General features: G+C 63.9%; 23 protein-coding genes. 11 read left to right on the top strand and 12 right to left on the bottom strand.

Annotated features, from left to right (window positions below; genetic code table 11):
* Window positions 1-91: 91 nt before the first annotated feature.
* Entirely contained in the window at window positions 92-1,936 is a 1,845-nt protein-coding gene (ilvD, locus tag NKH03_RS08800; protein ID WP_352968074.1) for a dihydroxy-acid dehydratase, read from the bottom strand.
* A gap of 268 nt (window positions 1,937-2,204) precedes the next feature.
* Here ilvD and NKH03_RS08795 point away from each other — a divergent pair, with 268 nt between their 5' ends.
* Window positions 2,205-2,675 carry a VOC family protein gene (locus NKH03_RS08795; RefSeq protein ID WP_352968073.1) on the top strand — a complete coding sequence of 157 codons (471 nt, stop codon included), beginning with the start codon at window positions 2,205-2,207 and terminating at the stop codon, window positions 2,673-2,675.
* A gap of 174 nt (window positions 2,676-2,849) precedes the next feature.
* Here NKH03_RS08795 and NKH03_RS08790 read toward each other — a convergent pair whose 3' ends face one another.
* Window positions 2,850-4,442, bottom strand: coding sequence for a peptide chain release factor 3 (locus NKH03_RS08790; RefSeq protein ID WP_352968072.1), 1,593 nt, complete (start codon window positions 4,440-4,442; stop codon window positions 2,850-2,852).
* A 225-nt stretch (window positions 4,443-4,667) separates the two neighbouring features.
* Between NKH03_RS08790 and NKH03_RS08785 the strand changes: the two genes are divergently transcribed.
* The gene (locus NKH03_RS08785) at window positions 4,668-5,741 is read left to right on the top strand and encodes an NAD(P)/FAD-dependent oxidoreductase (protein ID WP_352968071.1); all 1,074 of its coding nucleotides are present in this window, start codon (window positions 4,668-4,670) and stop codon (window positions 5,739-5,741) included.
* A 70-nt stretch (window positions 5,742-5,811) separates the two neighbouring features.
* Here the strand turns inward: NKH03_RS08785 and NKH03_RS08780 are convergent, their stop codons facing one another.
* Together NKH03_RS08780 and NKH03_RS08775 are read right to left on the bottom strand one after the other, a co-directional pair.
* Entirely contained in the window at window positions 5,812-6,036 is a 225-nt protein-coding gene (locus tag NKH03_RS08780) for a hypothetical protein (protein ID WP_352968070.1), read from the bottom strand.
* 117 nt (window positions 6,037-6,153) lie between these two features.
* Complete coding sequence (locus NKH03_RS08775; RefSeq protein ID WP_352968069.1) at window positions 6,154-6,396, bottom strand: hypothetical protein; 243 nt, start codon at window positions 6,394-6,396, stop codon at window positions 6,154-6,156.
* Between the two features lie 319 nt (window positions 6,397-6,715).
* On the opposite strand from NKH03_RS08775, the gene NKH03_RS08770 reads away from it, so the two are divergent.
* Entirely contained in the window at window positions 6,716-7,666 is a 951-nt protein-coding gene (locus NKH03_RS08770; RefSeq protein ID WP_352883125.1) for a hypothetical protein, read from the top strand.
* A 44-nt stretch (window positions 7,667-7,710) separates the two neighbouring features.
* On the opposite strand, the gene NKH03_RS08765 is transcribed toward NKH03_RS08770, so the two are convergent.
* Together NKH03_RS08765 and NKH03_RS08760 are read right to left on the bottom strand one after the other, a co-directional pair.
* Complete coding sequence (locus NKH03_RS08765) at window positions 7,711-8,511, bottom strand: class II glutamine amidotransferase (RefSeq protein WP_352968068.1); 801 nt, start codon at window positions 8,509-8,511, stop codon at window positions 7,711-7,713.
* A gap of 15 nt (window positions 8,512-8,526) precedes the next feature.
* Window positions 8,527-8,775, bottom strand: coding sequence for a DUF6356 family protein (locus NKH03_RS08760; protein WP_352868929.1), 249 nt, complete (start codon window positions 8,773-8,775; stop codon window positions 8,527-8,529).
* A 115-nt stretch (window positions 8,776-8,890) separates the two neighbouring features.
* On the opposite strand from NKH03_RS08760, the gene NKH03_RS08755 reads away from it, so the two are divergent.
* The 5 genes from NKH03_RS08755 to NKH03_RS08735 all read left to right on the top strand — a co-directional run bounded on the left by NKH03_RS08755 (window position 8,891) and on the right by NKH03_RS08735 (window position 12,660).
* Complete coding sequence (locus NKH03_RS08755; protein ID WP_352968067.1) at window positions 8,891-9,361, top strand: Lrp/AsnC family transcriptional regulator; 471 nt, start codon at window positions 8,891-8,893, stop codon at window positions 9,359-9,361.
* 78 nt (window positions 9,362-9,439) lie between these two features.
* Window positions 9,440-9,925, top strand: a complete 486-nt coding sequence (gene dut / locus NKH03_RS08750) for a dUTP diphosphatase (RefSeq protein WP_352968066.1) — start codon at window positions 9,440-9,442, stop codon at window positions 9,923-9,925.
* Window positions 9,925-10,587, top strand: coding sequence for an HAD family hydrolase (locus NKH03_RS08745; protein WP_352968065.1), 663 nt, complete (start codon window positions 9,925-9,927; stop codon window positions 10,585-10,587). Before dut ends, NKH03_RS08745 begins: the two co-directional genes overlap by 1 nt.
* A 260-nt stretch (window positions 10,588-10,847) precedes the next feature.
* A complete protein-coding gene (locus NKH03_RS08740; protein ID WP_352883129.1) occupies window positions 10,848-11,651 on the top strand; it encodes an isocitrate lyase/PEP mutase family protein in 804 nt (267 codons plus the stop codon).
* A 13-nt stretch (window positions 11,652-11,664) separates the two neighbouring features.
* Window positions 11,665-12,660 carry a proline racemase family protein gene (locus NKH03_RS08735; protein ID WP_352968064.1) on the top strand — a complete coding sequence of 332 codons (996 nt, stop codon included), beginning with the start codon at window positions 11,665-11,667 and terminating at the stop codon, window positions 12,658-12,660.
* Window positions 12,661-12,667: 7 nt separating this feature from the next.
* Here NKH03_RS08735 and NKH03_RS08730 read toward each other — a convergent pair whose 3' ends face one another.
* Together NKH03_RS08730 and NKH03_RS08725 are read right to left on the bottom strand one after the other, a co-directional pair.
* The gene (locus tag NKH03_RS08730) at window positions 12,668-13,372 is read right to left on the bottom strand and encodes a sulfate transporter family protein (RefSeq protein ID WP_352968063.1); all 705 of its coding nucleotides are present in this window, start codon (window positions 13,370-13,372) and stop codon (window positions 12,668-12,670) included.
* A gap of 88 nt (window positions 13,373-13,460) precedes the next feature.
* Entirely contained in the window at window positions 13,461-14,345 is an 885-nt protein-coding gene (locus NKH03_RS08725; RefSeq protein WP_352968062.1) for an EamA family transporter, read from the bottom strand.
* A gap of 290 nt (window positions 14,346-14,635) precedes the next feature.
* On the opposite strand from NKH03_RS08725, the gene NKH03_RS08720 reads away from it, so the two are divergent.
* Both NKH03_RS08720 and NKH03_RS08715 read left to right on the top strand, forming a co-directional pair.
* The gene (locus NKH03_RS08720; protein ID WP_352968061.1) at window positions 14,636-15,628 is read left to right on the top strand and encodes an adenosine kinase; all 993 of its coding nucleotides are present in this window, start codon (window positions 14,636-14,638) and stop codon (window positions 15,626-15,628) included.
* Between the two features lie 478 nt (window positions 15,629-16,106).
* On the top strand, window positions 16,107-16,808 hold the full coding sequence (locus NKH03_RS08715) for an antitoxin Xre/MbcA/ParS-like domain-containing protein (protein WP_352968060.1): 702 nt from the start codon (window positions 16,107-16,109) through the stop codon (window positions 16,806-16,808).
* Between the two features lie 25 nt (window positions 16,809-16,833).
* Here the strand turns inward: NKH03_RS08715 and NKH03_RS08710 are convergent, their stop codons facing one another.
* Both NKH03_RS08710 and NKH03_RS08705 read right to left on the bottom strand, forming a co-directional pair.
* Window positions 16,834-17,928, bottom strand: coding sequence for a diguanylate cyclase domain-containing protein (locus NKH03_RS08710; protein WP_352968058.1), 1,095 nt, complete (start codon window positions 17,926-17,928; stop codon window positions 16,834-16,836).
* Window positions 17,929-18,112: 184 nt separating this feature from the next.
* Entirely contained in the window at window positions 18,113-20,392 is a 2,280-nt protein-coding gene (locus tag NKH03_RS08705; RefSeq protein ID WP_352883138.1) for an NADP-dependent malic enzyme, read from the bottom strand.
* Between the two features lie 212 nt (window positions 20,393-20,604).
* Here NKH03_RS08705 and mutS point away from each other — a divergent pair, with 212 nt between their 5' ends.
* Entirely contained in the window at window positions 20,605-23,331 is a 2,727-nt protein-coding gene (gene mutS, locus NKH03_RS08700) for a DNA mismatch repair protein MutS (protein WP_352968057.1), read from the top strand.
* Window positions 23,332-23,530: 199 nt separating this feature from the next.
* Here the strand turns inward: mutS and NKH03_RS08695 are convergent, their stop codons facing one another.
* Both NKH03_RS08695 and copM read right to left on the bottom strand, forming a co-directional pair.
* Window positions 23,531-24,376, bottom strand: a complete 846-nt coding sequence (locus tag NKH03_RS08695; RefSeq protein ID WP_352968056.1) for an aldo/keto reductase — start codon at window positions 24,374-24,376, stop codon at window positions 23,531-23,533.
* An 85-nt stretch (window positions 24,377-24,461) separates the two neighbouring features.
* Window positions 24,462-24,854 carry a CopM family metallochaperone gene (copM, locus tag NKH03_RS08690; RefSeq protein WP_352868970.1) on the bottom strand — a complete coding sequence of 131 codons (393 nt, stop codon included), beginning with the start codon at window positions 24,852-24,854 and terminating at the stop codon, window positions 24,462-24,464.
* Window positions 24,855-24,874 lie beyond the last annotated feature (20 nt).

The raw sequence follows: 24,874 nt of genomic DNA, 5'->3' as shown, positions 1-24,874 counted from the left end.
CATCACAGACGGCTTCGTTCTCGCCTCGCAAAATCAACCCGAAGCAAATGTGTGCGCACGCTAGCCCACAGGGGGAGAAGGAAGAACCGCCCTATTCCGGCACGAACCTGACCGCGCCCTTGGCCGCGCTGGTCGCCATGGCGGCATAGGCGCGCAAGGCGGTCGTCACCTTGCGCTTGCGCTTTTCCTCGGGCTTCCAGGCCAGGGCGCCCTTGGCCTCCATCGCCACCCGGCGGGCCGCGATTTCCGCATCGTCGACAGCAAGGCGGATGCTGCGGTTCGGGATGTCGATCTCGATCGTATCGCCTTCCTGCACCAAGCCAATCAGCCCGCCTTCGGCGGCTTCCGGCGACGCATGGCCGATCGACAGGCCCGACGTACCGCCGGAGAAACGGCCATCGGTGACCAGCGCGCAGGCCTTGCCCAGCCCCTTCGACTTCAGATAGCTGGTCGGGTAGAGCATTTCCTGCATGCCGGGGCCGCCGCGCGGCCCCTCATAGCGGATGACGACGACATCGCCAGCCTTGATCTCGTTGGACAGGATCGCCTTGACGCTCGAATCCTGGCTTTCGAAGACGCGCGCCGGGCCGGTGAACTTCAGGATCGATTCATCGACGCCGGCGGTTTTCACGATGCAGCCGTCGAGCGCCAGATTGCCTTTCAGCACGGCAAGGCCACCGTCCTTGGAAAAGGGGTATTCGGCCGAGCGGATGACCCCCTTTTCGCGGTCGAGATCGAGTTCGTCCCAGCGGCGATCCTGGCTGAAGGCGACCTGCGTCGGCACGCCGCCAGGGGCGGCGAGGAAGAAATCGCGCACGCTCTGGCTGGTCGTGCGGGAAATATCCCAACGATCGAGCGCTTCGCCGAGGGTTGACGTATGAACTGTCGGCAGGTCGCGATTGATCAAGCCGGCATTGTCGAGTTGGCCGAGGATCGCCATGATGCCGCCGGCGCGGTGGACGTCTTCCATGTGGACGTCGGACTTGGCCGGAGCCACCTTGCACAGCACCGGCACCTTGCGCGACAGCGCGTCGATGTCGTCCTGATCGAAGTCGATTTCGCCCTCATGCGCGGCGGCCAGGATATGCAGCACGGTGTTGGTCGAGCCGCCCATGGCGATATCGAGCGTCATGGCGTTCTCGAAGGCGCCCTTCGAGGCGATGTTGCGCGGCAGCGCGGTTTCGTCATCCTGCTCGTAGTAGCGCTGGGCGAGATCGACGATCAGGTGGCCGGCCTCGACGAACAGACGCTTGCGGTCGGCATGCGTGGCCAGCGTCGAACCGTTGCCCGGCAGCGACAGGCCAAGCGCCTCGGTCAAACAATTCATCGAATTGGCGGTGAACATGCCCGAGCAGGAGCCGCAGGTCGGGCAGGCCGAACGCTCGATGACCTTGACGTCCTCGTCGGAGATCTTGTCGTCGGCGGCCGCGACCATCGCGTCGACCAGGTCGAGCGCCTGCGTCTTGCCGGCGAGCACCACCTTGCCGGCTTCCATCGGCCCGCCGGAAACGAAGACGGTCGGGATGTTGAGGCGCAAGCTGGCCATCAGCATGCCGGGCGTGATCTTGTCGCAGTTGGAGATGCAGACCATGGCGTCGGCACAATGCGCGTTCACCATGTACTCGACGGAATCGGCGATCAGCTCGCGCGACGGCAGCGAATAGAGCATGCCGTCATGGCCCATGGCGATGCCGTCATCGACGGCGATGGTGTTGAACTCCTTGGCGACGCCGCCGGCCTTCTCGATCTCGCGAGCGACCAGCTGGCCGAGGTCCTTCAAATGGACATGGCCCGGCACGAATTGGGTGAAGGAGTTGACCACCGCGATGATCGGCTTGCCGAAATCGCTGTCCTTCATGCCGGTGGCGCGCCAGAGGCCGCGGGCGCCGGCCATGTTGCGGCCATGGGTGGTGGTGCGGGAGCGATAGGCAGGCATATTTTTTCCTTGGTGGCTGGCCGCAGCCCAGGAATGGCGCGGCGGAGCTGAATTCGGACCGCAGGCGTTATAGACGCGCAAGTATGGTCTGGCCACAATTTTGCAATGCGCCAGATTCCCCGCAAAAAACCAGAGCTTCCGAAAAAATTGCGGCCTGCTGTCGGATTGCATGCCGCATGCCCGTCCTTGGACAAACGGCAAGATATGGCATCATTCTCGAAACCTGCCGTTTCCCTGCAACAGCAAAAGACAACCCGAGGAGCACGACATGCAAAAGATCTCGACTTTCCTGTGGTTCGACACCCAGGCCGAGGAGGCTGTGAATTTTTACGTTTCCATCTTCAAGAATTCGAAGGTGCTGAGCACGACGCGCTGGGGCAAGAGCGGCGGCGATCGTGAAGGCCAGGTGCTGGTCATGTCGTTCGAGCTCGACGGTGTGGAATTCCAGGCGCTCAATGGCGGCCCGCAACACAAGTTCACCGAGGCGATCTCGCTCTCCGTCGACTGCAAGACGCAGGAAGAGGTGGACTATTTCTGGGACAAGCTTGTCGAAGGCGGGCAACCGGTCGCGTGCAGCTGGCTGAAGGACAAGTTCGGCCTGTGCTGGCAGATCGTGCCGGAGCAATTGCCGAAACTGCTTCGCGACCCTGATCAGGCCAGGGCCGACCGGGTGATGCAAGCGATGATGAAGATGGTCAAAATCGACATCGCCAAGATCGAGGAAGCGGCCAGGGGGTGAGAAGCGGTCCGCGTAGCGGACGAAAAGCCAATTGCTTGGCTTTTCGAGCTTCGAACGCCCTGAGCCTGCGAAGGGCCGGGGGCATATAGGGGTCCATTAATTCTTGAGGTTGGCGCTGCCCCCCATCCGCCCTTCGGGCACCTTCTCCCCGTAAAACGGGGAGAAGGGAGAACTTCAAGCCGCCTTGTCGCGGACCTGATAATCCTTGATCGTGGCGAAGCGGATCGCTTTCCAGCGCTCGGCCTCGTAGTTCAGCGAAAAGGCGTGCTGGGCCAGAAACACCGGGTCGTTGTCGAGATCGCGGGCGATGTCGCCGCGATGCGCCTCGATGAAGCGGGGAACCTCGGCCTTGTCGTCGGCCGAGATCCAGCGGCAGACGGAAAAGCGCGACATCTCGAATTCGACGGGCAGCGTGTATTCGAAGTTCAGCCGTTCCTTCAGCACGTCGAGCTGCAGCGCGCCGACGACGCCGACAATCGCTGGTGAACCATCCTCGGGTGAAAACAGCTGCACGACGCCCTCCTCGGCCATCTGGTGCAGCGCTTCCTTGAGCTTCTTGGCCTTCATAGCGTCGCCGAGGCGGACACGGCGCAGGATTTCCGGGGCGAAATTCGGCACGCCGCGGAACAGTATCTCCTCGCCCTCGGTCAGCGTGTCGCCGATGCGCAGCGTGCCGTGATTGGGAATGCCGACGACATCACCGGCGAAGGCCTCGTCGGCGGTGACGCGGGTGCGGGCGAAGAAGAATTGCGGCGCCGACAGCGACATCGGTTTTCCCGTGCGCACCAGCCTGGCCTTCATGCCGCGCTCGAGCTTGCCCGAGCAGACTCGGACGAAGGCGATGCGGTCGCGGTGGTTGGGATCCATGTTGGCCTGGATCTTGAAAACGAAGGATGTCATCTTCTCTTCGGTCGCCTCGACCTTGCGGGTATCGGCTTCCTGCGCGCGCGGCGGCGGCCCAAAGGCGCCAAGCGCCTCGATCAGGTCGCGGACGCCATAGTTGCGCAGCGCCGAGCCGAAATAGACCGGCGTCAGGTGGCCTTCGCGAAAAGCGTCGATGTCGAGCGGCCGGCAGGCTCCGCGCGCCAATTCCAGCTCCTCGATGAAGGCCTCGCGCTCGTTTTCCGGCAACAGCCCGGCAACGCGATTGGAATCGGGACCGTTTACCGGCGTGCGTTCCTTCTCGTCGTCGCCCTTGCGCACCGCGTTCAACGCCAGATGGTAAGTGCCCGAAAAGGTTCTTCCCCGACCAATCGGCCAGGTGATGGGCGCGGTGTCCAGCGCCAGCTTCTGCTCGATCTCGTCCAAAATCTCGAACGGATCGCGGCTTTCGCGGTCCATCTTGTTGACGAAGGTGATGATCGGGATGTCGCGCAGGCGGCAGACCTCGAACAGTTTCAGCGTGCGCGGCTCGATGCCCTTGGCGGCGTCGATGACCATGACGGCCGAGTCGACCGCCGACAGCGTGCGATAAGTGTCGTCGGCGAAATCCTCGTGGCCGGGCGTGTCGAGCAGGTTGAAGACATTGTCCTCGTACTCGAAGGTCATCACCGAGGTGACGACCGAAATGCCGCGCTCGCGCTCGATCTTCATCCAGTCGGACCGGGTCTGGATCTTGTCCTTCTTGGCCTTGACCTCGCCGGCAAGCTGAATGGCGCCACCGAACAGCAGCAGCTTTTCGGTGAGCGTCGTCTTGCCGGCGTCCGGGTGCGCGATGATCGCGAAGGTGCGGCGGCGCGCCACTTCTTCTTCTATTGCTTCGGGCATTCTCTGGGATTTCCGTGTGACAGGCCGGGCTTCTAGCAGCGCAGTGCCAAGCTGTCGACCGGTCCGGCGGGCGGACGCCGCTGGTTGCCGCCCGTCCGTCAGAGCACGGAGTCGGTCACGCCGTGGTTCGGACGAGAGCATTGCCGCATATTTCGCGTTGGCAAGCGGCTGCCGGGATGGCACTGGATGAACATCCCCACGAAATGACGAGGCAAAGGAGCGAACATGACAGCGGCCAAACAAGTGATCGTTATTGGCGCCGGCATCATCGGTGCCTCCATCGCCTGGCATCTGACCAAGGCGCGGGCGCGGGTGACGGTCATCGCCGACAGCGCCGCGGGCGGGGTGGCGACGCCGAACTCGTTCGCCTGGATCAACGCAAGTTGGGGCAATCCGGAGCCGTATTTCCGGCTACGCACCCGCGCGATGGCCGAATGGTCGCGGCTGGCGCAGGACCTGCCCGGCCTCCCGCTCAGCTGGTGCGGCGGCCTGTGCTGGGATTTGCCGGCCGCCGCAATGGAAACTTATGCCACGGAGCATTCCGCCTGGGGTTACGGCATCGAGCGCGTCGATCGCGCCGGCGCGGCGCGCATCGAGCCAAATCTCGCCGAGCTTCCCGAGTTTGCCCTGCATGTGGCTGAGGAGGGTGTCGCCGAGCCGGTGGCCGCCGCCCGCGCACTGTTGGCAGACGCGGAGCGACATGGCGCACGCATCATCTCCAGCACGGTCACGGCGCTGGTCCAGACCGGTGGCAAGATCACCGGTGTCGACACATCGCATGGCCTGATTGCCGCCAACGAGGTGGTGATCGCGGCCGGCGTCGGCTCCCCGGACATCGCCGCGACGGCCGGGATCAACCTGCCGATCGAGACACCGCCCGGCCTGATCGTTCACTCTCGGCCTTACAAAAAGCTGCTTAACGGCCTGGTGCTGGCCGAGCGGCTGCACATGCGCCAGACAGCCGAAGGGCGAATCATCGCCGGTTCGGATTTCGGAGGTGCCGATCCGGGCATGGATCCGCAAGACACCGCCCGCGCGCTGTTCGCGGCCATGAAGGCCATGCTGCGCGACAGTGACGGGCTGGAACTGGATTTCCACACGGTCGGCTACCGACCGACGCCGATCGACGGCTTTCCGATCATCGGCCGCGCCGAGGGCATGGACGGCGTCTATGTCGCGGTCATGCATTCGGGCATCACGCTGGCGCCGGCCGTCGGCCTGTTCGCCGCACGGGAAATACTGGAGGGCGAGCGCGACCCGCTTTTGGCGCCTTATGGATTGGGACGCTTCGCTCAATAGCCCGGCGGACGGCGAAAGCCAGCGGCCGATGCCGCACGGGTCATCGATCCGACGCCGGCCAGCAACCGGCCTAAAGGAAATTGAAATACAGCGCCGGCGGGTACTGCATCCCGTCGGTGGCTGGCGCCTTTGCATCCGCGGCCGGCCTAATCCCGCCTGTCGATGCGTTGTCGAGCGGTGGCCGGGTCGCCTGCGCCTTGGCGGCATTGTCCTGCGTCACCAAGACTTTCTTCTTCGCCTCCGCCACCTGCGACAAGGCAAGCAGCACAAGCAACGCGGACAGAACGAGTTTCATGACGGTTTCCTCTCTGGCTCCAAAGCGCTCCGCATTTTCTGGATCACCCATGCGTCGTGCCCAAGTTCTTGTCTCATGCACTCAAAACCGCCGCGCGGGCTTGCGCGGCTTGGCGCCTCACTGCCTGAAACCGGACTGATCGAGCAAGGCGACCTGTTTGCCATCGATGTAGAAGCGTATGGCGTGCGCCTCATTGTCGACGTCGATGCGCGTCGGATTTGCGGCGAGCGCCACCGGTGCGGCCTTGATATATTTCGAGGGGAATTCACCGGCCGGCGCGTATCGGAAGAGCAGCGCCAACGCGATACAACCAGCGGTAAATACAATGAACGTCAGTCTGGAAGAGGCATTCGAGGTCATCCGGTCGTTCCTTCAGGTTGAGGTGCCACAACGTAAGGTTGCCAGCAGGCTCCTTGAGCTTGGTTGCCCGTTGCTCGATTGGAGCGTGTCAGTGCTCTGCGAAGGAAGGGACGTGCTCGGCCCACGTTCAGCACGTTCTCGCGGAAGATATGCCCCTTGCCCTCCGCGAGCTTAGCGCCGGACCGCTACCGGAAAAGGCAGCACGTACGGAATACCGTGGAATTCTCTGGAATTCCTGGAATATTAGCTAATGGAAATATATCGTGAAAGGATAGATGCAGCATGATATGGCAGACAGCAAGCAGCAAGAGGCAGCCGTATGGCACAGCACATCGCGCAGAAATTGCGGCTGACGTCGGCGTTATTGGGGACCGTCACCCGCAAGGATCTGGCGGCGGCGTTCCGAGCCGTTAATCCCAAGACCGCGTTCGATCTCGGCCGCGCCGACAAATGGCTGCAAGGTCGCGCCCAGCCGCGCGAGCACAGTGTCTATGACGATTGGGCGAAGCTGCTTCGCTTGGAGCAGCCCGGCTCATGGATCGCCGACTGCGACCTGCCGCACTTCACCGCAGCCATCGCAGCCCGCCACGGCGTCGACAGCGCGGTGCTCGAACGCCGCGCCGGCAATCAATTCGATGCCTCCTCCAGCCATGATGAGCGCAGCCTCGTGTTCGCGCTGACCGGTGCTTATGCATGTTATTCGCGCGCCTGGTCGCCTTACTATCGCGGCCAGATCATCAAGGGCATCCTGTCGATCGAGGCAGGGCCTGGTCTGCATGGCTTGACCGCCACATATCGCGAAGCCTTGCCGACAGGCCAGCTGGTGCTTGGCGGCCCGGTCACGCCGGCCAAGCGCGCTCTTTACGTGCATCTGAAGGAAGCGGGCGGCGATGCCCAGTTCTTCATCAGCCTGTTGCCGCAGTCGCAGCCGGGAAGTGTGCTTGGCGGGTATATGTGCGGAACCGCTATTATCGGCCCGGAGACCCTGCCGTCATTGACCAGGATCCTCATGGTACGCCTGCACGATCCGGCGCCTGGGACCACCTCGTGGGGCGGATACCTGCTAGGCGACCAGTCGATATCAGAGGATTTGGCATCGCTCGGCATATCCATCGACCAGCCGGAGCAGGTCGACCGACAACTCATACGGTTCCTCGTGGGAGGCAGCGATGGCGGCGTCCACCAGATCCCGCCAGCCGAGTTCCGCGCCATTCTCGACGTCTTCGACCGCCATTGGCTGAGACATTCCAGCGCGCCGCAAAACCCCTGAGGGTGATTGCCAGCCGATGCGCGCGACGTTGCCGTGATTTGCAACTAGACGGCCAGGGCCAGCTTCGCCGCAGCCGGAGCAAAGGGACGAATAGCCATGCCATCCCTGGTCATGGTGACAAAGCTTGATGGCGGAATAGCCTGCCAATCGCCGCCCTCGCGGTCAAACGGTTCGGACATGATGCAGCGGCCGCCGCCCTTGCGTAAGGTGGAGGTGTAGAGCGTCGGCGCGTGGGCGTCGGTCGCATAACGCACAGCGTGAAGAGCCTGCCCCTCCGAGAAGGCGGCGGTGAGTTTCAGTGACGGATCGAGACCGGCGCGGTGAGAGGCGTCGAGCACGCGGCTGGTGGCACGCGAGACGGCACCTTGCGGATCACCGGCCAACCCTTCGTCGATCATCAGCAGGAAAAACAACTCGGAATCGGTGGTGCCTTCGCGCTGGTCGAAAACGGCGTCGGACAGCGAGTTCTCCAGCGCGCGGCGGATCTTCTCGAAGCCGCCGATCTGGCCGTTGTGCATGAACGACCAGTTGCCGGAGATGAACGGATGGCAGTTCATCCGGCTGGTGGCGCCGCCTGTCGAGGCCCGCACATGGGCGAGGAACAGGCCGGATTTGATCTGCCGGCACAGGCTCTTCAGATTGGGATCGGACCAGGCCGGTAGGATGTCGCGGTAAAGACCGGGCTCCGGACGGTCGCCATACCAGGCAAGGCCAAAGCCGTCGCCATTGGTCGGCGACTTTGCTTCCTGGGCGCAATGGCTTTGGGCGATCAGCGAGTGGCAGGGCGCGGTGAGGATGTCTTCGAGAAAGACCGCTTCACCGAGATAGGCCGCCCATCGGCACATCGCTTCTGTCGTCCTCTAGGCGCGATCCATAAGAGCCGCGGGCTCCTTGGTCGCGTGTGTGCCTCTGTTGTGCGTCCGCTCGTAGAGTTCGCGAACGATTCGGCTGGCTGTAGTTTCAAACAGAAATGGCAAGAAAGCGTGAACGAGCGCGGCGCCCGCCGCCATCAGCAGCCGCGATGAGAACCAAGCGGCAAAGGCCATGTGGCCGAAATAGGTTTCGCCGACCTTGGCCGGATGAGAGGTGAAAATCCTTGCGACCGACATGCTGGTTCCCCTTCAGCGCTTGAAGTTCCTGATATGAGTATCCTGACACGCTTCGCCGGTTCATCGGTCTCAAATTATCCTTGTATTTGGCCCATTGATGGGACAAACATCCCATATGGCATTGGAAATCGACGAAATCGACCGGAAATTGCTGAGCGAATTGCAACGCGACGGCACGCTGTCGGTCGACCAGCTGTCGGAGCGGGTGGCCTTGTCGCGCAATGCCTGCTGGCGCCGGGTGAAGCGGCTGGAAGAGGATGGCGTCATCATCGGCCGGGTGGCGCTGGTCGATGCCGAAAAGCTCGGACTTGGCCTTTCCGTCTTCATCCTGATCCGCACGTCCAACCACGACCCGGAATGGCTGCAGAAGTTCCGCGCGGCGGTGACCGGCTTTCCCGAGATCACCGGCGTCTACCGCATGTCCGGCGACCTCGATTATGTCTTGCGCGCCCGCGTCGCCGACGTGAAGGCCTATGACCGGCTCTACCAGCGGCTGATCGCCAAGGTGGCGCTGTCGGACGTTTCCGCCTCGTTCGTGATGGAGGAGATCAAGGAGACCACCGTCGTTCCGATGACCAGGTCATAGTGATGCCTGAAAGAAAGACGTTGATAGCATTGCGGTCGAGTTGACCGAATCGCCGTTCGCGCCGATAGGATCGATTTTATGCGCGCAGCCCTTCAAACTCCCTCCGTCATCGGTCCGACCGTCGGCTTCGTCAGGTTGCCGCATGGTGAAGGACTTCCCCTTCCAGCCTATGAAAGCACCGGTGCGGCCGGCATGGATTTGCGCGCCGCGGTGCCCGACGACCGGCCGCTGCTGATCCTGCCTGGCAAACGCGCTTTGGTGCCGACCGGGCTGATCCTGGAAATTCCGGAAGGCATGGAAGGTCAGGTGCGGCCGCGTTCCGGACTTGCTTTCAAACATGGGCTGACCGTCCTCAACACGCCCGGCACCATCGACAGCGACTATCGCGGCGAGGTGAAGGTGCTGCTGATCAACCTCGGCGACGAGGACTTTGCCGTGACGCGCGGCATGCGCATCGCCCAGATCGTCTTCGCGGCGGTGACGCAGGCGGCCGGGGAAGAACGCACATTGGCCGGCGGCACGGCGCGTGGCACGGGCGGGTTCGGATCGACCGGCACCGCCTGATGTCTGAACTGCCTAAACTTGTCATCTTCGACTGCGATGGCATCCTGGTCGACACCGAGAACCTCGCCAATCGGCGCCTCGCCGAATGGTTGAGCGCCGCCGGCTATCCGACAAGCTTCGAATATTGCCGCAAGAATTTCTCCGGCCGCAGCATGGCGTCGGTGCAAAAACAGATCGAAGAGGAAACCAGCGTCAGGCTCGGCGCCGATTTCGTCGATCGCTGGAATGCCGGCCTGCCCGACTTGTTCGCCCATGGCGTCGAGGCGATCCCCTACGTCCGCGAGTTTGTCGAAGCCGTGCGTTCAGCCGGCATCGCCTATTGCGTCGCGACCTCGGCCAGGGTGTCGAAGATGCACATCACGCTCGGCCAGACCGGGCTGTTACCGCTGTTCGAGCACGCAATGTTTTCTTCGACCATGGTCGCGCGCGGCAAGCCGTTTCCCGACCTGTTCCTGCATGCGGCCAAGACCATGGGCTTTTCGCCCGCCGACTGCATCGTCATCGAGGACAGCGTCGCCGGCACGCAGGCGGGCATCGCCGCCGGCATGCGGGTGTTTTCCTATTACGCCGATCCCCATTCCGACCGAGATGGCCTGATCCAGGCCGGCGGCATAGTGTTCGACGACATGCGCGAGCTGGCCGGGCTGGTGCCGATCCACTGACCTGATCTCCAGCCTACTGCTGTACGCCTCGATCGGCCGTGGTAGCTTGGCCCGCCAGACCTGAGGCCGCGCATGAAACCCATCCTGCCAGTCATATGCCGCCATCAGAAGACATCGCGCTACGCCAAGGATTCCGACGCGCTGGACAAATTGGCAGGAGAGAACGCCAAACGCTTCTGAACCAACCGCATTCGTTTGCCCGGCCAAAAAGAGCACGATAGAACCCGTTTAGCCACACCGCACATGATGGGGGAACTACCATGGACAAGGGCAAGATCTTTCGCGACCTGCATGCCTCGACCTTCGTCATGCCCAATCCCTGGGATATCGGCACGACGAAGCTGCTGGCTTCTTTCGGCTTCACGGCGCTGGCGACGACCAGCGCCGGCTTTGCCTTTTCGCGCGGCCTGCCGGATGGCGCCGTGACCTTCGACCAGATGATCCACCATTGCCGCGAGCTGACGGCGGCGACCAGCCTGCCGGTCTCGGCCGATCTCGAGAAAGGCAAGGGCGACAGCCCGACCAGTGCCGCGGAAACCGTCTTCGCGGCGGAAGCGGCCGGCCTTGCCGGCTGCTCGATCGAGGACCACACCGGCGACCCGGACAAGCCGATCTATGATTTCTCGCATGCCGTCGAGCGCGTCGCGGCGGCCGTAGAGGCGGCTCGCGCACTGAAGCGCGATTTCGTCTTCACCGCGCGCGCCGAGAATTTCCTGTGGGGCAAGTCCGACCTCGACGACACCATCAAGCGGCTGCAGGCTTTCGAGAAGGCCGGCGCCGATGTGCTCTATGCGCCGGGCATCGGCGACGTCGAGATGGTGCGTGCGATCTGCTCGGCGGTCGGCAAGCCGGTCAACGTCATGGCGAGGCCCGGCTTCACCATCGCCGATCTCGGCATGGCCGGCGTCAAGCGCATCTCGCTCGGGCCATGGCTGACCAATTTCGCCTATGGAATGCTGGAGACGGCGGCGCGCGAGATCCAGCAGGACGGCACGTTCGGCTTCACCCGCGCCGCCATGCCTTTCGGCAAATTGCAGGCCCTGTTCGGCAAACCTTCAGCTTAGATAGGGCCATCTCATGACGCTTACCGTCGTCGACATGCATACCGGCGGCGAGCCGCTCAGGATCGTCACCGGCGGCTATCCGGATATTCCGAAGGGCACGATCCTGGAGAAGCGCGCCTATGTGCGCGACCGTCTCGATCATCTCAGGAAAATCCTGATGTTCGAGCCGCGCGGTCATTACGACATGTATGGCGCCTTGTTGGTCGAGCCGGACTTGCCCGGCGCCGATCTCGCCGTGCTGTTCATGCACAATGAGGGCTATTCGACCATGTGCGGCCATGCCATCGTCGCGCTCGGGCGCTACGCCGTAGACGAAGGACTGGTGACGAAACGCGAGCCGGTGACGATCGTCAACATCGAGGCGCCGTGCGGGCTGGTCGTCGCCTCGGTCGAGGTCAGGGACGGCAAGGCCGGCGCGGTGTCGTTCGAAAGCGTGCCGGCGTTCCTGTTCGCCGGCCAGACGATAGAGCTTGCGGGCCATGGCACGATCGGCTTCAACGTCGCCTATGGCGGCGCTTTCTACGCGCTGGCCGATTGCCACCAATTCGGGCTCGAATTCGGCCGCGACCGGGTACGCGATTTCGTCGATGCGGCAACCGCGCTGACCAACAGGCTGAAGGCCGAATTTCCGCTGTCGCATCCCGACCATTCTGACCTGGCCTTCCTCTACGGCACCATCCTGACCGATGGCCGCGACGCATTTTCCAATGAGGTGACGAAGAACGTCTGTGTCTTCGCCGAGGCCGAGGTCGACCGCTCGCCGACCGGCTCCGGCGTCACCGCAAGGCTGGCGGCCATGCATGCCAAGGGCGAGATCGCGATCGGGCAGACACGCATGTTCGAGAGCATCGCCGGCTCGCGTTTTTCCGGATCCGTGGTGCGGACGGCGAAGGCTGGCCCGCACGAGGCGATCATCGCCCGCGTCGGCGGCCGCGCCTATTATTCCGGGCGGGCTGAGTTCATCGTCGAGGCGGACGACGAACTCGGACTCGGTTTCCTTCTACGCTGAGCAGAGCCTAGCCCCGGTGGGTAGCATGTTTCGCGCTGATTGCCTTGTGCAGATGCACCATCATGGCGGCGGCGAACAGCGGGGTCACCAGATTTAGCAGCGGCACGGCGAGGAAGGCAGCGATGAGCAGCCCGGCGAGAAACACGGTGCCGGCATAGTGCCTGCGCAAGGCCCTGGCCTCGTCTTCCCCGCGAAAGCGCATGGCGGCGAATTCGAAGAACTCGCGCCCAAGCAGATAGCCGTTGACGATGAAGAAGGCGGCGATGTTGACGCCCGGCACCAGAAGCAGCAGCAGCGCGACGATGTTGCCGAGGACGACGACACCGAGGAATCGCATCGACAGCACCAGCGAGCGCAGCGCCGGCATGGCACGTCCGGGCGGATCGCCGGGATAGTCGGTGCGCTCGACCACGTCGGCGATATCGTCGAGAAACAGGCCGGCGACAACAGCCGTCACCGGCGCGATGAGCAGCGCCATGCCGAAGGCAAGCGCGATAGCCGCGATGATGCCGCCGAGCCACCCGGCCCAGGAGGGCATGCCGGGCAAAAGCGTCTGCAGCCATGGCAGGGCCAGCCACTCGACAAGGCTGGTCAGACCGAACCACAAGGCCACCAGCGCCAGCAAAGTCAGCCCAAGCGTCTTGAAGAACACGGCGCGAAAGGGACGCGAGAGCAGCTCGAAGGCCGCGGTGCGGGCAGCGTCGAAAATCACTGTGCTTGGACCCCTCTAGCGGATACCACCGCGCGGGCGGACGCCTCCGAGATAGGCGGCGCAGGCCGCGAGCACAAGCGTTGGGCGTTTACCGTGCAAACGCCGGGTTGCGAACCGGGATGGTCATCGCTGCCACCCCGGCCACGACAAACGCCATTCCCAGCCATGCCGTCGAACCAAGGCTTTCGCCAAGGAAGACGGCGCCGATGCCGACGCCGATCGGCACGCGCAGATAGGCTTGCGAGGTGGTGCCGACCGAGCCCAGCGTGTGTATGAGGCGGAAATAGATGACGAAAGCCAGCGCGGTGGAAAAGACCGACAGGCCCAGCAAGGCCAGGATCGACGCCGTTGATGGCGCCAGCGTCCATGGTTGGTCGAACACAAGACTGAGCGGCACGAGAATGACTGCACCGCAGAGCATCGAGCCGGCGGCCGGCAGCATCGGGTCGAGGCCCTTGAAACCACGGCCGAAAATCGCCGCGCCGGCATAGCAGATCGTCGCCGCGACGATTGCCAATTGTGCCCACAATTCATGACCGAGACCACCCAGCGCCTCGGTGCCAATGATGAGGCAGATACCGGCAATGCCGGTGCCGACGCCGATCAGTTTGCGCAAGGTGACCGGCTCGTGTCGGGTGATGAGCGCGGTCAAAAGGAAGGTGAAGATCGGCGAGGTCGCGTTCAGGATGGTGGCGAGGCCAGCATCGACCGAACGTTCGGCCGCGGCGATCAGGGTGAACGGGATGACACTGTTGAGGCATGCCTGGAAGGCGAACCGACGCCAGCTTGCCGCATCGCCCGGCATGGCCAGCCCGCGCCAGCGGATGATGGCGAACAGGATGCCACCCGCGATCAGGGTGCGGGCGGCAATGAAGGTGACCGGAGGGATCGTCTCGACGCCTATCTTGATGAAGGTGTAGGAGGCGCCCCAGAGCACCGCCAGCACGGCGAGCAGTGCCAGGTCGGTCGTCATGTCGTTCTTTGCTGGCTCGTTCCTTGTAGACATGCTCTTTGTGGACATTGGGGGGCTGGCTCGCCTTCGAAACAGAATCGGCTGAGCCAGGCTTGTAGGCCGTGTGGCGACGAAATGCTTCGGCCACGGTCGAATTGTCATAGCGCCTCGTGGCGGATGCGCCTTTGGCTTGTTCCAGCCTGATCCGCCAAAGTTGCGTGTCACGACCTAGGCAAAACGGTTTCAAATCGCTAGACCCGCGCCGGGCCGGCGTGGCAAGAAGCCGGCTCGGGTTTTTGGCGGAGACATTGATGCCGAAATATGACGTGCTTTGCATCGGCAATGCCATTGTCGACATCATCGCCCAGTGCGACGAGGAATTCCTCGAGACCAACGGCATTATCAAGGGCGCGATGAACCTCATCGACACCCAGCGCGCCGAACTGCTCTACAGCCGCATGGGCCCGGCGATCGAAGCCTCCGGCGGTAGCGCCGGCAACACGGCGGCCGGTGTCGCCAGCTTCGGCGGCCGCGCGGCCTTCTTCGGCAAGGTCTCCAACGATGCGCTGGGCGAAATCTATGCCCACGACATCCATGCGCAGGGCGTCGCCTTCGACACCAGGCCGCTCAAGGGCGAGCCGCCGACAGCGCGCTCGATGATCTTCGTCACCCCCGACGGCGAGCGCTCGATGAACACCTATCTCGGCGCCTGCGTCGAACTCGGCCCTGAGGATGTCGAGGCCGACAAGGCGTCTGGCGCCAAGGTCACCTATTTCGAGGGCTATCTGTGGGATCCGCCGCGCGCCAAGGAAGCGATCCGGCAGACGGCGAAGCTGGCGCACGCGGCAGGCCGCGAAGTGTCCATGACATTGTCGGATTCGTTCTGCGTCGACCGCTATCGCGACGAGTTCCTCGACCTGATGCGTTCGGGCACGGTCGACATCGTCTTTGCCAACAGCCACGAGATCAAGTCGCTCTACCAGACCTCGTCGTTCGACGAGGCGCTGGCACAGATCCGCAAGGATTGCCGGATCGCCGCCGTGACCCGTTCGGAGAAAGGCTCGGTGATCGTGCGCGGCGACGAGACCGTGGTCATCAAGGCGACCGCGATCAGGGAACTGGTCGACACGACGGGCGCCGGCGATCTCTATGCCGCCGGGTTCCTGCATGGCTACACGCAAGGCCGCGACCTGCAGACCTGCGGCGACCTTGGCTCACTGGCGGCCGGATTGGTGATCCAGCAGATCGGCCCCAGGCCGCGGCAGAATTTGCGACGCGAGGCCGAGCAGGCGGGTTTGCTTTAGGGACAACTGCCGATCTCCCCCCTCGTGGGGGAGATGGCCGGCAGGCCAGAGGGGGCGCTGTCCTGCCTGCATCTCCAAGGCTTTACACTGGCGCCAACCCCAAAATAGACGGCATGAATTCCTGGATCCATGCGCGACGTCGACGTCGTCAGAAGGACGTGGAGCTCGGGCGCAAACATCGCTCCATAGCGATCCTTCGCGCCCCCCTCTGCCCTGCCGGGCATCTCCCCCAGGGGGGAGATCGGCGGTTTGGCGGTCGGTGCGCTCACCGTCGCGCGGCTGTCACACATCGCACCTACACGCAATCCAGGCGCCCCGACTGACATTTCGGTGCGCCCTCGGCCAGTTGGGGTGTCAAGAAATGCAAGACAGCAAGCTGTCGGGCTGCTGTATCTGTTGCCGCGGCGATTTCCGCTTTCCGCTCTAGAAGTTCAACAGCCGGCCGCTGGGAGGAGCGCGCGGCCCGGAAGACAGGTGCATGAACAGATTTCAGATCCAAGGCCTCAAGCAGGACGACTTCGCGGAGATGGTCGCGGAGGATGTCGAACGCGCGCTTGCCCACTATGACGAGGCCATCAACAAGCCCACCATGGTCTCGGTCGGCAAGATCGCCGGCAGCATAGCTTCCGCGGTCACCTTGCTGTCGCCGAAACACCAGCGCGCCATCGACACCATCCATGCCGACCTTCCCGGCCTGGCCTCGAAATTCGTGCGCGCGCTGGCGGCGGAGGCTGCGCGCCGCGGCGAATCCGGTATCACTGGCGCCACAAATCCGCCGACGACGCTATTGGCCGATATCGAGCAAACTTCGCCGCCAAAGTCCGACGACCTCGAATCGATGCTGATCGAGGACTGGGCGGGCCGCGTCGCCGGATCGACCTATCTTGAGGAGAACCTGCGCATCGCGCGGTCGACGCTGCACCGCTGGCAAAGGCGGGGCGAGGTCATCGCCCTGCGCAAGGGCGGCCGCAAACATGTCTTCCCGCTGGCGCAGTTCGTCGACGGCAGACCGGTGGCGGGCATCCGCGCCGTGCTGTCCCTGATCGGCAATCCGAGGCTGGCGTGGCTGTGGCTGACGCGCCCCTCAGCCGACCTCGAAGGCCAAGTCCCGATCGACCTGCTGCGGCAGGATCAGGTCGAGGAGGTCGTCGAGGCCGCACGCGTGTTCGCGCCGGCTTGATGGCTTTGGTACACCCCAGTCGCGCCTAGGCGGTCTTGCGAACTGGGTGGCGAGATCCGGACGACGGCTGTTGTTCCGCAGTCAGTTCCCCGGCAGTGACCAACCGGTTGCGGCCACTTTTCTTGCCGATATACATCAGCCGGTCGGCGAGAGCGACCAGTGCATCCGAATCGGCGGCATCCAGGGGACACATGGCGACACCGACGGTGCACCCGATCTGGATGGCGCTATCCGGTGCCGGGATTTTGATCTGCAGCCTTTCCAGGATGCGCTCGGCGACCCGCACCGCCTTTTGCCGCGCGAGGTCCGGCTCTCCCGAAAACAGGAAGGCGAACTCATCGCCACCGAGCCGTGCCACGAAATCGTCACTGCGCAGGATGGAGCGAAGGTTCTTCGACACGCGCTGCAGCAACGCATCGCCGGCCTCGTGGCCGAGCGTGTCGTTGACTTCCTTGAACCGGTCGAGATCGATGAACAGAAGTCCGGCCGCCTCGCCGGTGGCGCCGCAGCGCGCGACCACCGATTTCAGTTCGTCGTGGAAGGCGCGCCGGTTGGGCAAGTCGGTCAATGCATCGTGGTTGGCCGAATGGTCGCTCTGCAGCTTCGCCAGCTCGATCTCCCGCTTCTGCGCGGACAGCTCCTCGTTGGCTGCCTTCAGATCCAGCAGCAGCTGGGAATTGAGGTCCTCGACAACCTTGCGGTCGCTGATGTCGACGACGAAGCCTTCCAGGAACTCGAGTTCGCCGGTGTCGTCCCAGACACCGCCGCCGATCTCGCGCACCCATAGCGGTTCGCCGACCCGCGGGACGATGCGATAGTCGACGTTCCAGTTGCAGCGCGTCTCGAGCGCGCCGTCGACGGCGGCGTAGACGGCGGCGAGATCATCCGGATGGATGGCCGAGACATAGTCGCGCACCGCGTTGTGAATGAAATCGCTCGGCCGATAACCGCTAACAGTGAGAATGCCGTCGCTGATGTAGAGCATGGTGTAGGACGCATCGTTGCGGCAGCGGTAGAGATAGCCGTCCATGCGGCCGGTGATGCTGAGAAGCGCGTCCAGGCGCTCGTCGTGGTAGGCCCCGTGGCCGACCGCGGATGCTGGAACTCCGTCATGCTTCATGGCCGCACCCCCGTTTGGCGGTCTGAGCGCGCCGTAGATGCCGTTACGGCATGTCGGCAAGAGGTTCTCTATATCAGCTGAATCTTATCAATCTCTTATGGGCTGACGTCCGGCGGCGTTCTGGACACCCGTCCCGTCAGAAAGCCAGGTCGTCGGCTTTTCGTCCGCGGCGCGGACCGTTTCGTCAAGCCCCCGCTGTATAAGCCGCAATCGCCGCCATGTTGACGATGTCTGAGTCCTTGGCATTGAGCGAAACAATCTGAACCGGCTTGTTCAGCCCTACCAGCAGCGGGCCGATCACCGTCGAGCCGCCGAGTTCCTGCAGCATCTTGGTCGAGATCGAGGCCGAGTGGAAGGCCGGCATGATCAGCACATTGGCCGGGCCGGTCAGCCGGATGAACGGGTATTGCGCCATGGCGCGGGCGTTGAGCGCGACGTCGGCGGCCATCTCGCCGTCATACTCGAAATCGACGCGGCGCTTATCGAGGATGCGCACGGCTTCCTGGACGCGTTCGGAGCGTTCACCCTGCGGATGGCCGAAGGTTGAATAGGCAAGCATGGCGAGCCTCGGCTCATAGCCCATGCGCCGGGCGAAGCCTGCTGCCTCCTCGGCGATGTCGGCGATCTGCTCGGCGTTCGGCATATCGTGCACGGCGGTGTCGGCGACCAGCACGGTCCTGCCCCGCGCCAGCACGATCGACACGCCGATGACGCGGTGGCCGGGCTTGGCATCGATGACGCGGCGGATGTCGTCGAGCGCGGTGGAATAGTTGCGGGTCACGCCCGTGACGATACCGTCGGCATCGCCCAGCGCCACCATGCAGGCGGCGAAGTGGTTGCGGTCGTTGTTGATCAGCCGCTGGCAGTCGCGGAACAGGAAGCCTTTGCGCTGCATGCGCTCGTAGAGATAGTCGGTGTAGATGCCGTTGCGGCGCGACAGCCGTGCATTGATGATCTCGATGCCTTGCTTGTTGAGGTCTATGCCGGCGAGCTTGGCGTTGTCCTTGATAACGTCGTCGCGGCCGAGCAGGATGGCGGTGCCGAGCTTCTGGTTCACATAGGAGACGGCGGCGCGCATAACCTGCTCCTCCTCGCCCTCGGCGAAGACCATGCGCTTGGGCTGGCGGCGCACGCGGTCGTAGATGCGCTGCAGGGTCGAGGCGATCGGGTCGCGGCGGGCGGATAGCTCCTGCGCGTAGCGGTCGAGGTCGAGGATCGGCTTGCGGGCGACGCCTGAATCCATCGCCGCCTTGGCCACCGCGATCGGAATGGCCGAGATCAGGCGCGGGTCGAACGGCACCGGGATGATGTAGTTGGGGCCGAATTTCGGCCGGTTGCCCTGATAGGCGGCGGCGACGTCGTCGGGCACGTCCTGGCGCGCCAACGCTGCCAGCGCCTGGGCGGCGGCGATCTTCATGTCGTCATTGATGGTGGTTGCCCTGACATCCAGCGCGCCGCGGAAGATGTAGGGAAAGCCGAGCACGTTGTTGACCTGATTGGGGTAATCCGAGCGCCCGGTGGCCATGATGGCGTCGGTCCGGATCTCGGCCACTTCCTCCGGCGTGATCTCCGGGTCGGGATTGGCCATGGCGAAGATGATCGGGTTCTTGGCCATCGACCGCACCATGGCGGTGGTCAGCGCACCCTTGGCGGAGAGGCCGAGGAAGACGTCGGCGCCGTCGAGCGCCTCGGCAAGGCTGCGCGCCTCGGTCTTGATCGCATGCGCCGACTTCCACTGGTTCATGCCTTCGGTGCGGCCTTGAAAGACCACGCCCTTGGTGTCGCACAAAGTGATGTTTTCGGGCGCGAAGCCCATCGCCTTCATCAGCTCGATACAGGCGATGCCGGCCGCACCGGCGCCGTTGCAGACCATCTTCGTGGTCTTCATGTCGCGGCCGGTGACTTCCAGCGCGTTGATCAGGCCGGCGGCCGAGATGATGGCGGTGCCGTGCTGGTCGTCGTGGAAGACCGGGATGTCCATCAATTCGCGCAGCCGCTGCTCGATGATGAAGCACTCCGGCGCCTTGATGTCCTCGAGATTGATGCCGCCGAAAGAGGGCCCAAGGAAACGCACGCAGTTGATGAACTCGTCGGCATCCTCGGTGTCGACCTCGAGGTCGATGGAATCGACATCGGCGAAGCGCTTGAACAGCACCGCCTTGCCTTCCATCACCGGCTTGGAGGCCAGCGCGCCGAGATTGCCGAGGCCGAGGATGGCGGTGCCGTTGGAAATGACGGCGACCATGTTGCCGCGCGTCGTGTAGTCGAAGGCGCGGCTGGGGTCCTCGGCGATGGCCAGAACCGGAACCGCGACACCAGGCGAATAGGCGAGGCTCAGATCACGTTGCGTTGCCATCGGCTTGGTGGCGACGACTTCCAGCTTGCCGGGGCGCCCCATGGCGTGGAATTCAAGCGCTTCCTGCGCGCTGACGGACGGACCGTTGTTCTCGGTTTTCCTGGCCATGATGTTCTTGATTTCCTCACCGGTGCAGCACCTCGTTGAAGCGGGTGCTTTGTTTCGATCCGAATTAAGACCACACGCCGCCGCGTGTAAACCGTCAGCGCTTGGGAATCGCGGGTCGTCCAGGAATTGCGAACACCCGGCAGCCCGGTCGTCCCCTGTTTTTCGAAGCCCCGGCATTAAACCGCGCCATCACATCTGCTAGCGTGCCGTGCATGAACATGCATATTCCGAACGAGCCGGACGCCCCCGAGGCCATGACGCCGTTGCCCACTGCCGGCGCCACGCCGATGATAGAGCAGTTCATCGAGATCAAGGCGGCGAACCCGGATTCGCTGCTGTTCTACCGCATGGGCGATTTCTACGAACTGTTCTTCGACGATGCCGAGAAGGCGAGCCGGGCGCTGGGCATCGTGCTGACCAAGCGCGGCAAGTATCAAGGGCTCGACATTCCGATGTGCGGCGTGCCGGTGCATGCGGCCGACGATTATCTGCAGAAGCTGATCGGCCAGGGATTCCGCGTTGCCGTCTGCGAGCAGATCGAGGATCCGGCCGAAGCGAAGAAACGCGGCTCAAAATCGGTGGTGCGCCGCGACGTTGTGCGGCTGGTGACGCCGGGCACCATCACCGAGGACAAATTGCTGGCGCCATCGGAATCGAGTTTCCTGATGGCGCTGGGGCGGGTGAAGGGTGGCGGCAGCGATCACGCCTTTGCGCTGGCCTGGATCGACATTTCGACCGGCGCCTTCCGCGTCACCGACACTACCGCCGACCGGCTGCTGGCCGACATCTTCCGTGTCGATCCGCGTGAATTGATCGTCGCCGAGCCGGTGTTCCATGATCCGGAGCTGAAGCCGGTGTTCGACGTGCTCGGCCGAGTCGCCAGCCCGCAGCCGCCGTCGCTGTTCGATTCGGCCTCGGCCACCGGGCGCATCGCCCGCTTCTTCGATGTGGCGACGCCGGACTCCTTTGGCTCGTTTTCGCGTGCCGAGCTGTCGGCGATCTCCGGCGCTATCGCCTATGTCGAGAAGACGCAGAAGGCCGAGCGCCCGCCGCTGTCATGTCCCGAGCGCGAGGAGCAGGGCTCGACGCTGTTCATCGATCCGGCGACGCGCGGCAATCTCGAACTGCTGCGTACATTGTCGGGCAGCCGCGAAGGCTCGCTGTTCAGGGCGATCGACCGCACGGTCACCGGTGGCGGTGCAAGGCTGCTCGCCGACCGGCTGATGGCGCCGCTGACCGACCCGGCAGCGATCGGTGCCAGGCTGGATTCGGTGTCGTTCTTCCGCTCCGAGACGCGGCTCTGCCAGGCGGTGCGATCGAGCCTGAAGAGCGTCGCAGATATGCCGCGCGCGCTGTCCAGGCTGGCGCTCAACCGGGGCGGGCCGCGCGACCTCGGCGCGCTGCGCGCCGGTTTCGAGGCGGCCGGCGCGATCGCTGAAATTTTTGCCGCGACCGCCCTGCCCCAGGAACTCACGGCGGCATTGGCCGCCATTCAGGCGCTGCCCCAGGCATTGGCCCAACATCTGACGCAGGCGCTTGGCGACGAACTGCCACTGCTCAAGCGCGATGGCGGCTTCGTTCGCGGCGGCTACCATCCGGATCTCGACGAGATGCGGGCGCTGCGCGACGAATCGCGAAAAGTCATCGCCGGGCTGGAGCGCTCGCTGATCGACGAAACCGGCATCCGCTCGCTGAAGATCCGGCACAACAATGTGCTCGGTTACTACATCGAGGTGACCGCCAACCATCATGCGGTGATGACCGGCAGCGATGGCGCCAAGGCGCGCTTCATCCACCGCCAGACCATGGCCAACGCCATGCGTTTCACCACGACCGAGCTTGCCGAACTCGAGACCAAGATCGCCAATGCCGCCGACCGGGCGCTCAGCATTGAGCTGGCCGCCTTCGATGCGCTGACTGCGGAGGCGGTTGGCGAAGCCGAAAAGATCCGCGCCGGCGCCGATGCGCTGGCCGTGCTCGACGTGTCGGCGGCACTCGCGCTCTTGTCGGAAAGCGAAGCCTGGTGCCGGCCGGTGGTGGATTCGAGCCTTGCCTTCGAGATCAAGGGCGGGCGGCATCCGGTGGTCGAGCAGGCGCTGCGCCGCTCAGGCGAAGGCCCATTCGTCGCCAATGATTGCGACCTGTCGCCGGAGGGTAGTGCCAGGAACGGCGCGATCTGGCTTTTGACCGGCCCCAACATGGGCGGCAAGTCGACGTTCCTGCGGCAGAACGCGCTGATCGCCATCCTGGCCCAGACCGGCTCGTTCGTGCCGGCGGCATCAGCCCATATCGGCGTCGTCGACCGGCTGTTCTCGCGTGTCGGCGCCTCGGACGATCTGGCGCGCGGCCGCTCGACCTTCATGGTCGAGATGGTCGAGACGGCGGCAATCCTCAACCAGGCCGGCGAGCGCGCGCTGGTGATCCTCGACGAGATCGGCCGCGGCACCGCCACCTTCGACGGCCTGTCGATCGCCTGGGCTGCGGTCGAATATCTGCACGAGAAGAACCGCTGCAGGGCGATCTTCGCCACCCATTTCCACGAGATGACGTCGCTCGCCGGCAAGCTGGTGCGACTGCACAACGTCACCATGCGGGTCAAGGAATGGGAGAACGACGTCGTCTTCCTGCATGAGGTCGGCAAGGGTGCCGCCGACCGCTCCTACGGCGTGCAGGTAGCGCGGCTGGCCGGCCTGCCGGAGGCGGTGGTAGACCGGGCCAAGGAAGTGCTGCACCAGTTGGAGGAAGGCGAGGTTTCCGGCAAGACCAACCGCCTGGTCGACGACCTGCCGCTGTTTTCGGTGGCGGTGAAGCGCGAAGCGCCGAAGCCGGCGAAAAACGATGCGCTCGGCGACGCGCTCTGCGCGATCAATCCCGACGAGATGACGCCGCGCGAGGCGCTGGAGGCGCTCTACCGGCTGAAGGGGCTGGCGAGCCGGTAAAGATCGGCGGGACAGCACCCCCTCTGCCCTACCGGGCATATCCCCCGCAAGGCGGGAGATCGGCAGCTTCAGCGCTCCGCTTGTCCTCCATAGTTGGTGATTGGCGAAGGCCAAGGTGACGTCCGATCTCCCCCTTGCGGGGGGAGATGTCCGGCAGGACAGAGGGGGTGTGACGGAATGCGGCCTGCACTATCAGCGCCTAGATCATCTCGAGTCCGCGCTTGCGCGTTGGCGGCGGGAAGGCGCGGTCGAGTTCGGCGAGGTCTTCGCCGGTAAGCTTGATGTCCAGCGCGGCGACATTCTGGCGGACATGTTCCTGGCTGCTGGCTTTTGGGATGGCGATGACGCCCTGCTGATGCATCACCCAGGCCAAGGCGATCTGCGCGGCCGTGGCATTCTGGCGGGCGGCGACGGCGTCGAGCCTGGCATTGCGCGCCAGCGTGCCCTGCTCGACCGGCGAATAGGCCATCAAGGGGATGCCGCGCTGCCGGCTCCATGGCGCCAGGTCGAATTCGAGGCCACGCCGGACCAGATTGTAGAGCACCTGGTTGGTCTGGACATTGCCGCCGTCGGGCAAGCCGACCAACGCTTCCATCTCGTCGGCGTCGAAATTGCTGACGCCCCAGTGGCGGATCTTGCCGGCTTTTTTCAGGACCTCGAAGGCCGCGACCGTTTCCGCCAGCGGCACGCTGCCGGGCCAATGCAGCAGATAGAGATCGATGCGGTCGGTGCGCAGGCGCTTCAGGCTGTTTTCACAGGCGCGCTGCACGCCCGCGCGCGAAGCGTTCGATGGCAGAACCTTCGAGACCAGGAAGGTCTCGTCGCGGCGCCCGGCAACAGCCTCGGCCACCACCTCCTCGGCGCCGCCGCTTGCATACATTTCGGCGGTGTCGATCAGCGTGATGCCAAGGTCGAGGCCGAGCTTGAGGGCATTCACCTCATCGGCACGGCGACCGATATCCTCGCCCATCTTCCACGTGCCTTGACCAAGCACCTGAACGGCTTCGCCTGAGGGCAGTTTGGTGGTTCTGATGGTCGATGGCATGGCGGGCTCCAGTGGGGCCGGATCGCATCACAGGCTGGGCGAGAAATCCACAGGCGTTCTCGCCGCCTTGGCGGTTGCCTGAACCTTACTTCACCGGATGAGCGGCGAGCCATGCCTGCATCTGCTTGATCTCGGCTTCCTGAGCGGCGATGACGCCTTCGGCCAGCTTGCGGATTTCCGGATCCTTGCCGTTGGCAAGCACGACTTTGGCCATGTCGATGGCGCCTTGATGGTGCGGGATCATGCTGCGGACGAAATCGGCATCGGCATTGCCGGTGTACTCGGACGCCATCATGTCGGCATGCATCTTGTCCATCGCCGCCTTGTAGCCTTCGGTCGAAGGACTGGTCGCGTCCGTCGCCATGGCGCCCATGTCGTGTTTCATCTCTTCGCTCTGCGCCGGAACGCTTTCGAGGAAGACGGCAACCAGCATTCCGGCCGCCATCAGCAAAAGCACGAGTTTTCTAGCCAAGGTCATTCATGGTCTCCTGTTGGGTA

Origin of the sequence: Mesorhizobium sp. M1406 (genome assembly GCF_040317555.1) — a bacterium.
Taxonomy (GTDB): domain Bacteria; phylum Pseudomonadota; class Alphaproteobacteria; order Rhizobiales; family Rhizobiaceae; genus Mesorhizobium.
Note: the sequence above shows the minus strand (reverse complement) of the source record. Positions and strands in the feature narration are given on the sequence as shown.

Bases quoted from the DNA above. Each gene is read 5' to 3' on its own strand.
- ilvD (WP_352968074.1), bottom strand. From the start codon at position 1,936: ATGCCTGCCTATCGCTCCCGCACCACCACCCATGGCCGCAACATGGCC.
- NKH03_RS08795 (WP_352968073.1), top strand. From the start codon at position 2,205: ATGCAAAAGATCTCGACTTTCCTGTGGTTCGACACCCAGGCCGAGGAG.
- NKH03_RS08790 (WP_352968072.1), bottom strand. From the start codon at position 4,442: ATGCCCGAAGCAATAGAAGAAGAAGTGGCGCGCCGCCGCACCTTCGCG.
- NKH03_RS08785 (WP_352968071.1), top strand. From the start codon at position 4,668: ATGACAGCGGCCAAACAAGTGATCGTTATTGGCGCCGGCATCATCGGT.
- NKH03_RS08780 (WP_352968070.1), bottom strand. From the start codon at position 6,036: ATGAAACTCGTTCTGTCCGCGTTGCTTGTGCTGCTTGCCTTGTCGCAG.
- NKH03_RS08775 (WP_352968069.1), bottom strand. From the start codon at position 6,396: ATGACCTCGAATGCCTCTTCCAGACTGACGTTCATTGTATTTACCGCT.
- NKH03_RS08770 (WP_352883125.1), top strand. From the start codon at position 6,716: ATGGCACAGCACATCGCGCAGAAATTGCGGCTGACGTCGGCGTTATTG.
- NKH03_RS08765 (WP_352968068.1), bottom strand. From the start codon at position 8,511: ATGTGCCGATGGGCGGCCTATCTCGGTGAAGCGGTCTTTCTCGAAGAC.
- NKH03_RS08760 (WP_352868929.1), bottom strand. From the start codon at position 8,775: ATGTCGGTCGCAAGGATTTTCACCTCTCATCCGGCCAAGGTCGGCGAA.
- NKH03_RS08755 (WP_352968067.1), top strand. From the start codon at position 8,891: ATGGCATTGGAAATCGACGAAATCGACCGGAAATTGCTGAGCGAATTG.
- dut (WP_352968066.1), top strand. From the start codon at position 9,440: ATGCGCGCAGCCCTTCAAACTCCCTCCGTCATCGGTCCGACCGTCGGC.
- NKH03_RS08745 (WP_352968065.1), top strand. From the start codon at position 9,925: ATGTCTGAACTGCCTAAACTTGTCATCTTCGACTGCGATGGCATCCTG.
- NKH03_RS08740 (WP_352883129.1), top strand. From the start codon at position 10,848: ATGGACAAGGGCAAGATCTTTCGCGACCTGCATGCCTCGACCTTCGTC.
- NKH03_RS08735 (WP_352968064.1), top strand. From the start codon at position 11,665: ATGACGCTTACCGTCGTCGACATGCATACCGGCGGCGAGCCGCTCAGG.
- NKH03_RS08725 (WP_352968062.1), bottom strand. From the start codon at position 14,345: ATGACGACCGACCTGGCACTGCTCGCCGTGCTGGCGGTGCTCTGGGGC.
- NKH03_RS08720 (WP_352968061.1), top strand. From the start codon at position 14,636: ATGCCGAAATATGACGTGCTTTGCATCGGCAATGCCATTGTCGACATC.
- NKH03_RS08715 (WP_352968060.1), top strand. From the start codon at position 16,107: ATGAACAGATTTCAGATCCAAGGCCTCAAGCAGGACGACTTCGCGGAG.
- NKH03_RS08710 (WP_352968058.1), bottom strand. From the start codon at position 17,928: ATGAAGCATGACGGAGTTCCAGCATCCGCGGTCGGCCACGGGGCCTAC.
- NKH03_RS08705 (WP_352883138.1), bottom strand. From the start codon at position 20,392: ATGGCCAGGAAAACCGAGAACAACGGTCCGTCCGTCAGCGCGCAGGAA.
- mutS (WP_352968057.1), top strand. From the start codon at position 20,605: ATGAACATGCATATTCCGAACGAGCCGGACGCCCCCGAGGCCATGACG.
- NKH03_RS08695 (WP_352968056.1), bottom strand. From the start codon at position 24,376: ATGCCATCGACCATCAGAACCACCAAACTGCCCTCAGGCGAAGCCGTT.
- copM (WP_352868970.1), bottom strand. From the start codon at position 24,854: ATGACCTTGGCTAGAAAACTCGTGCTTTTGCTGATGGCGGCCGGAATG.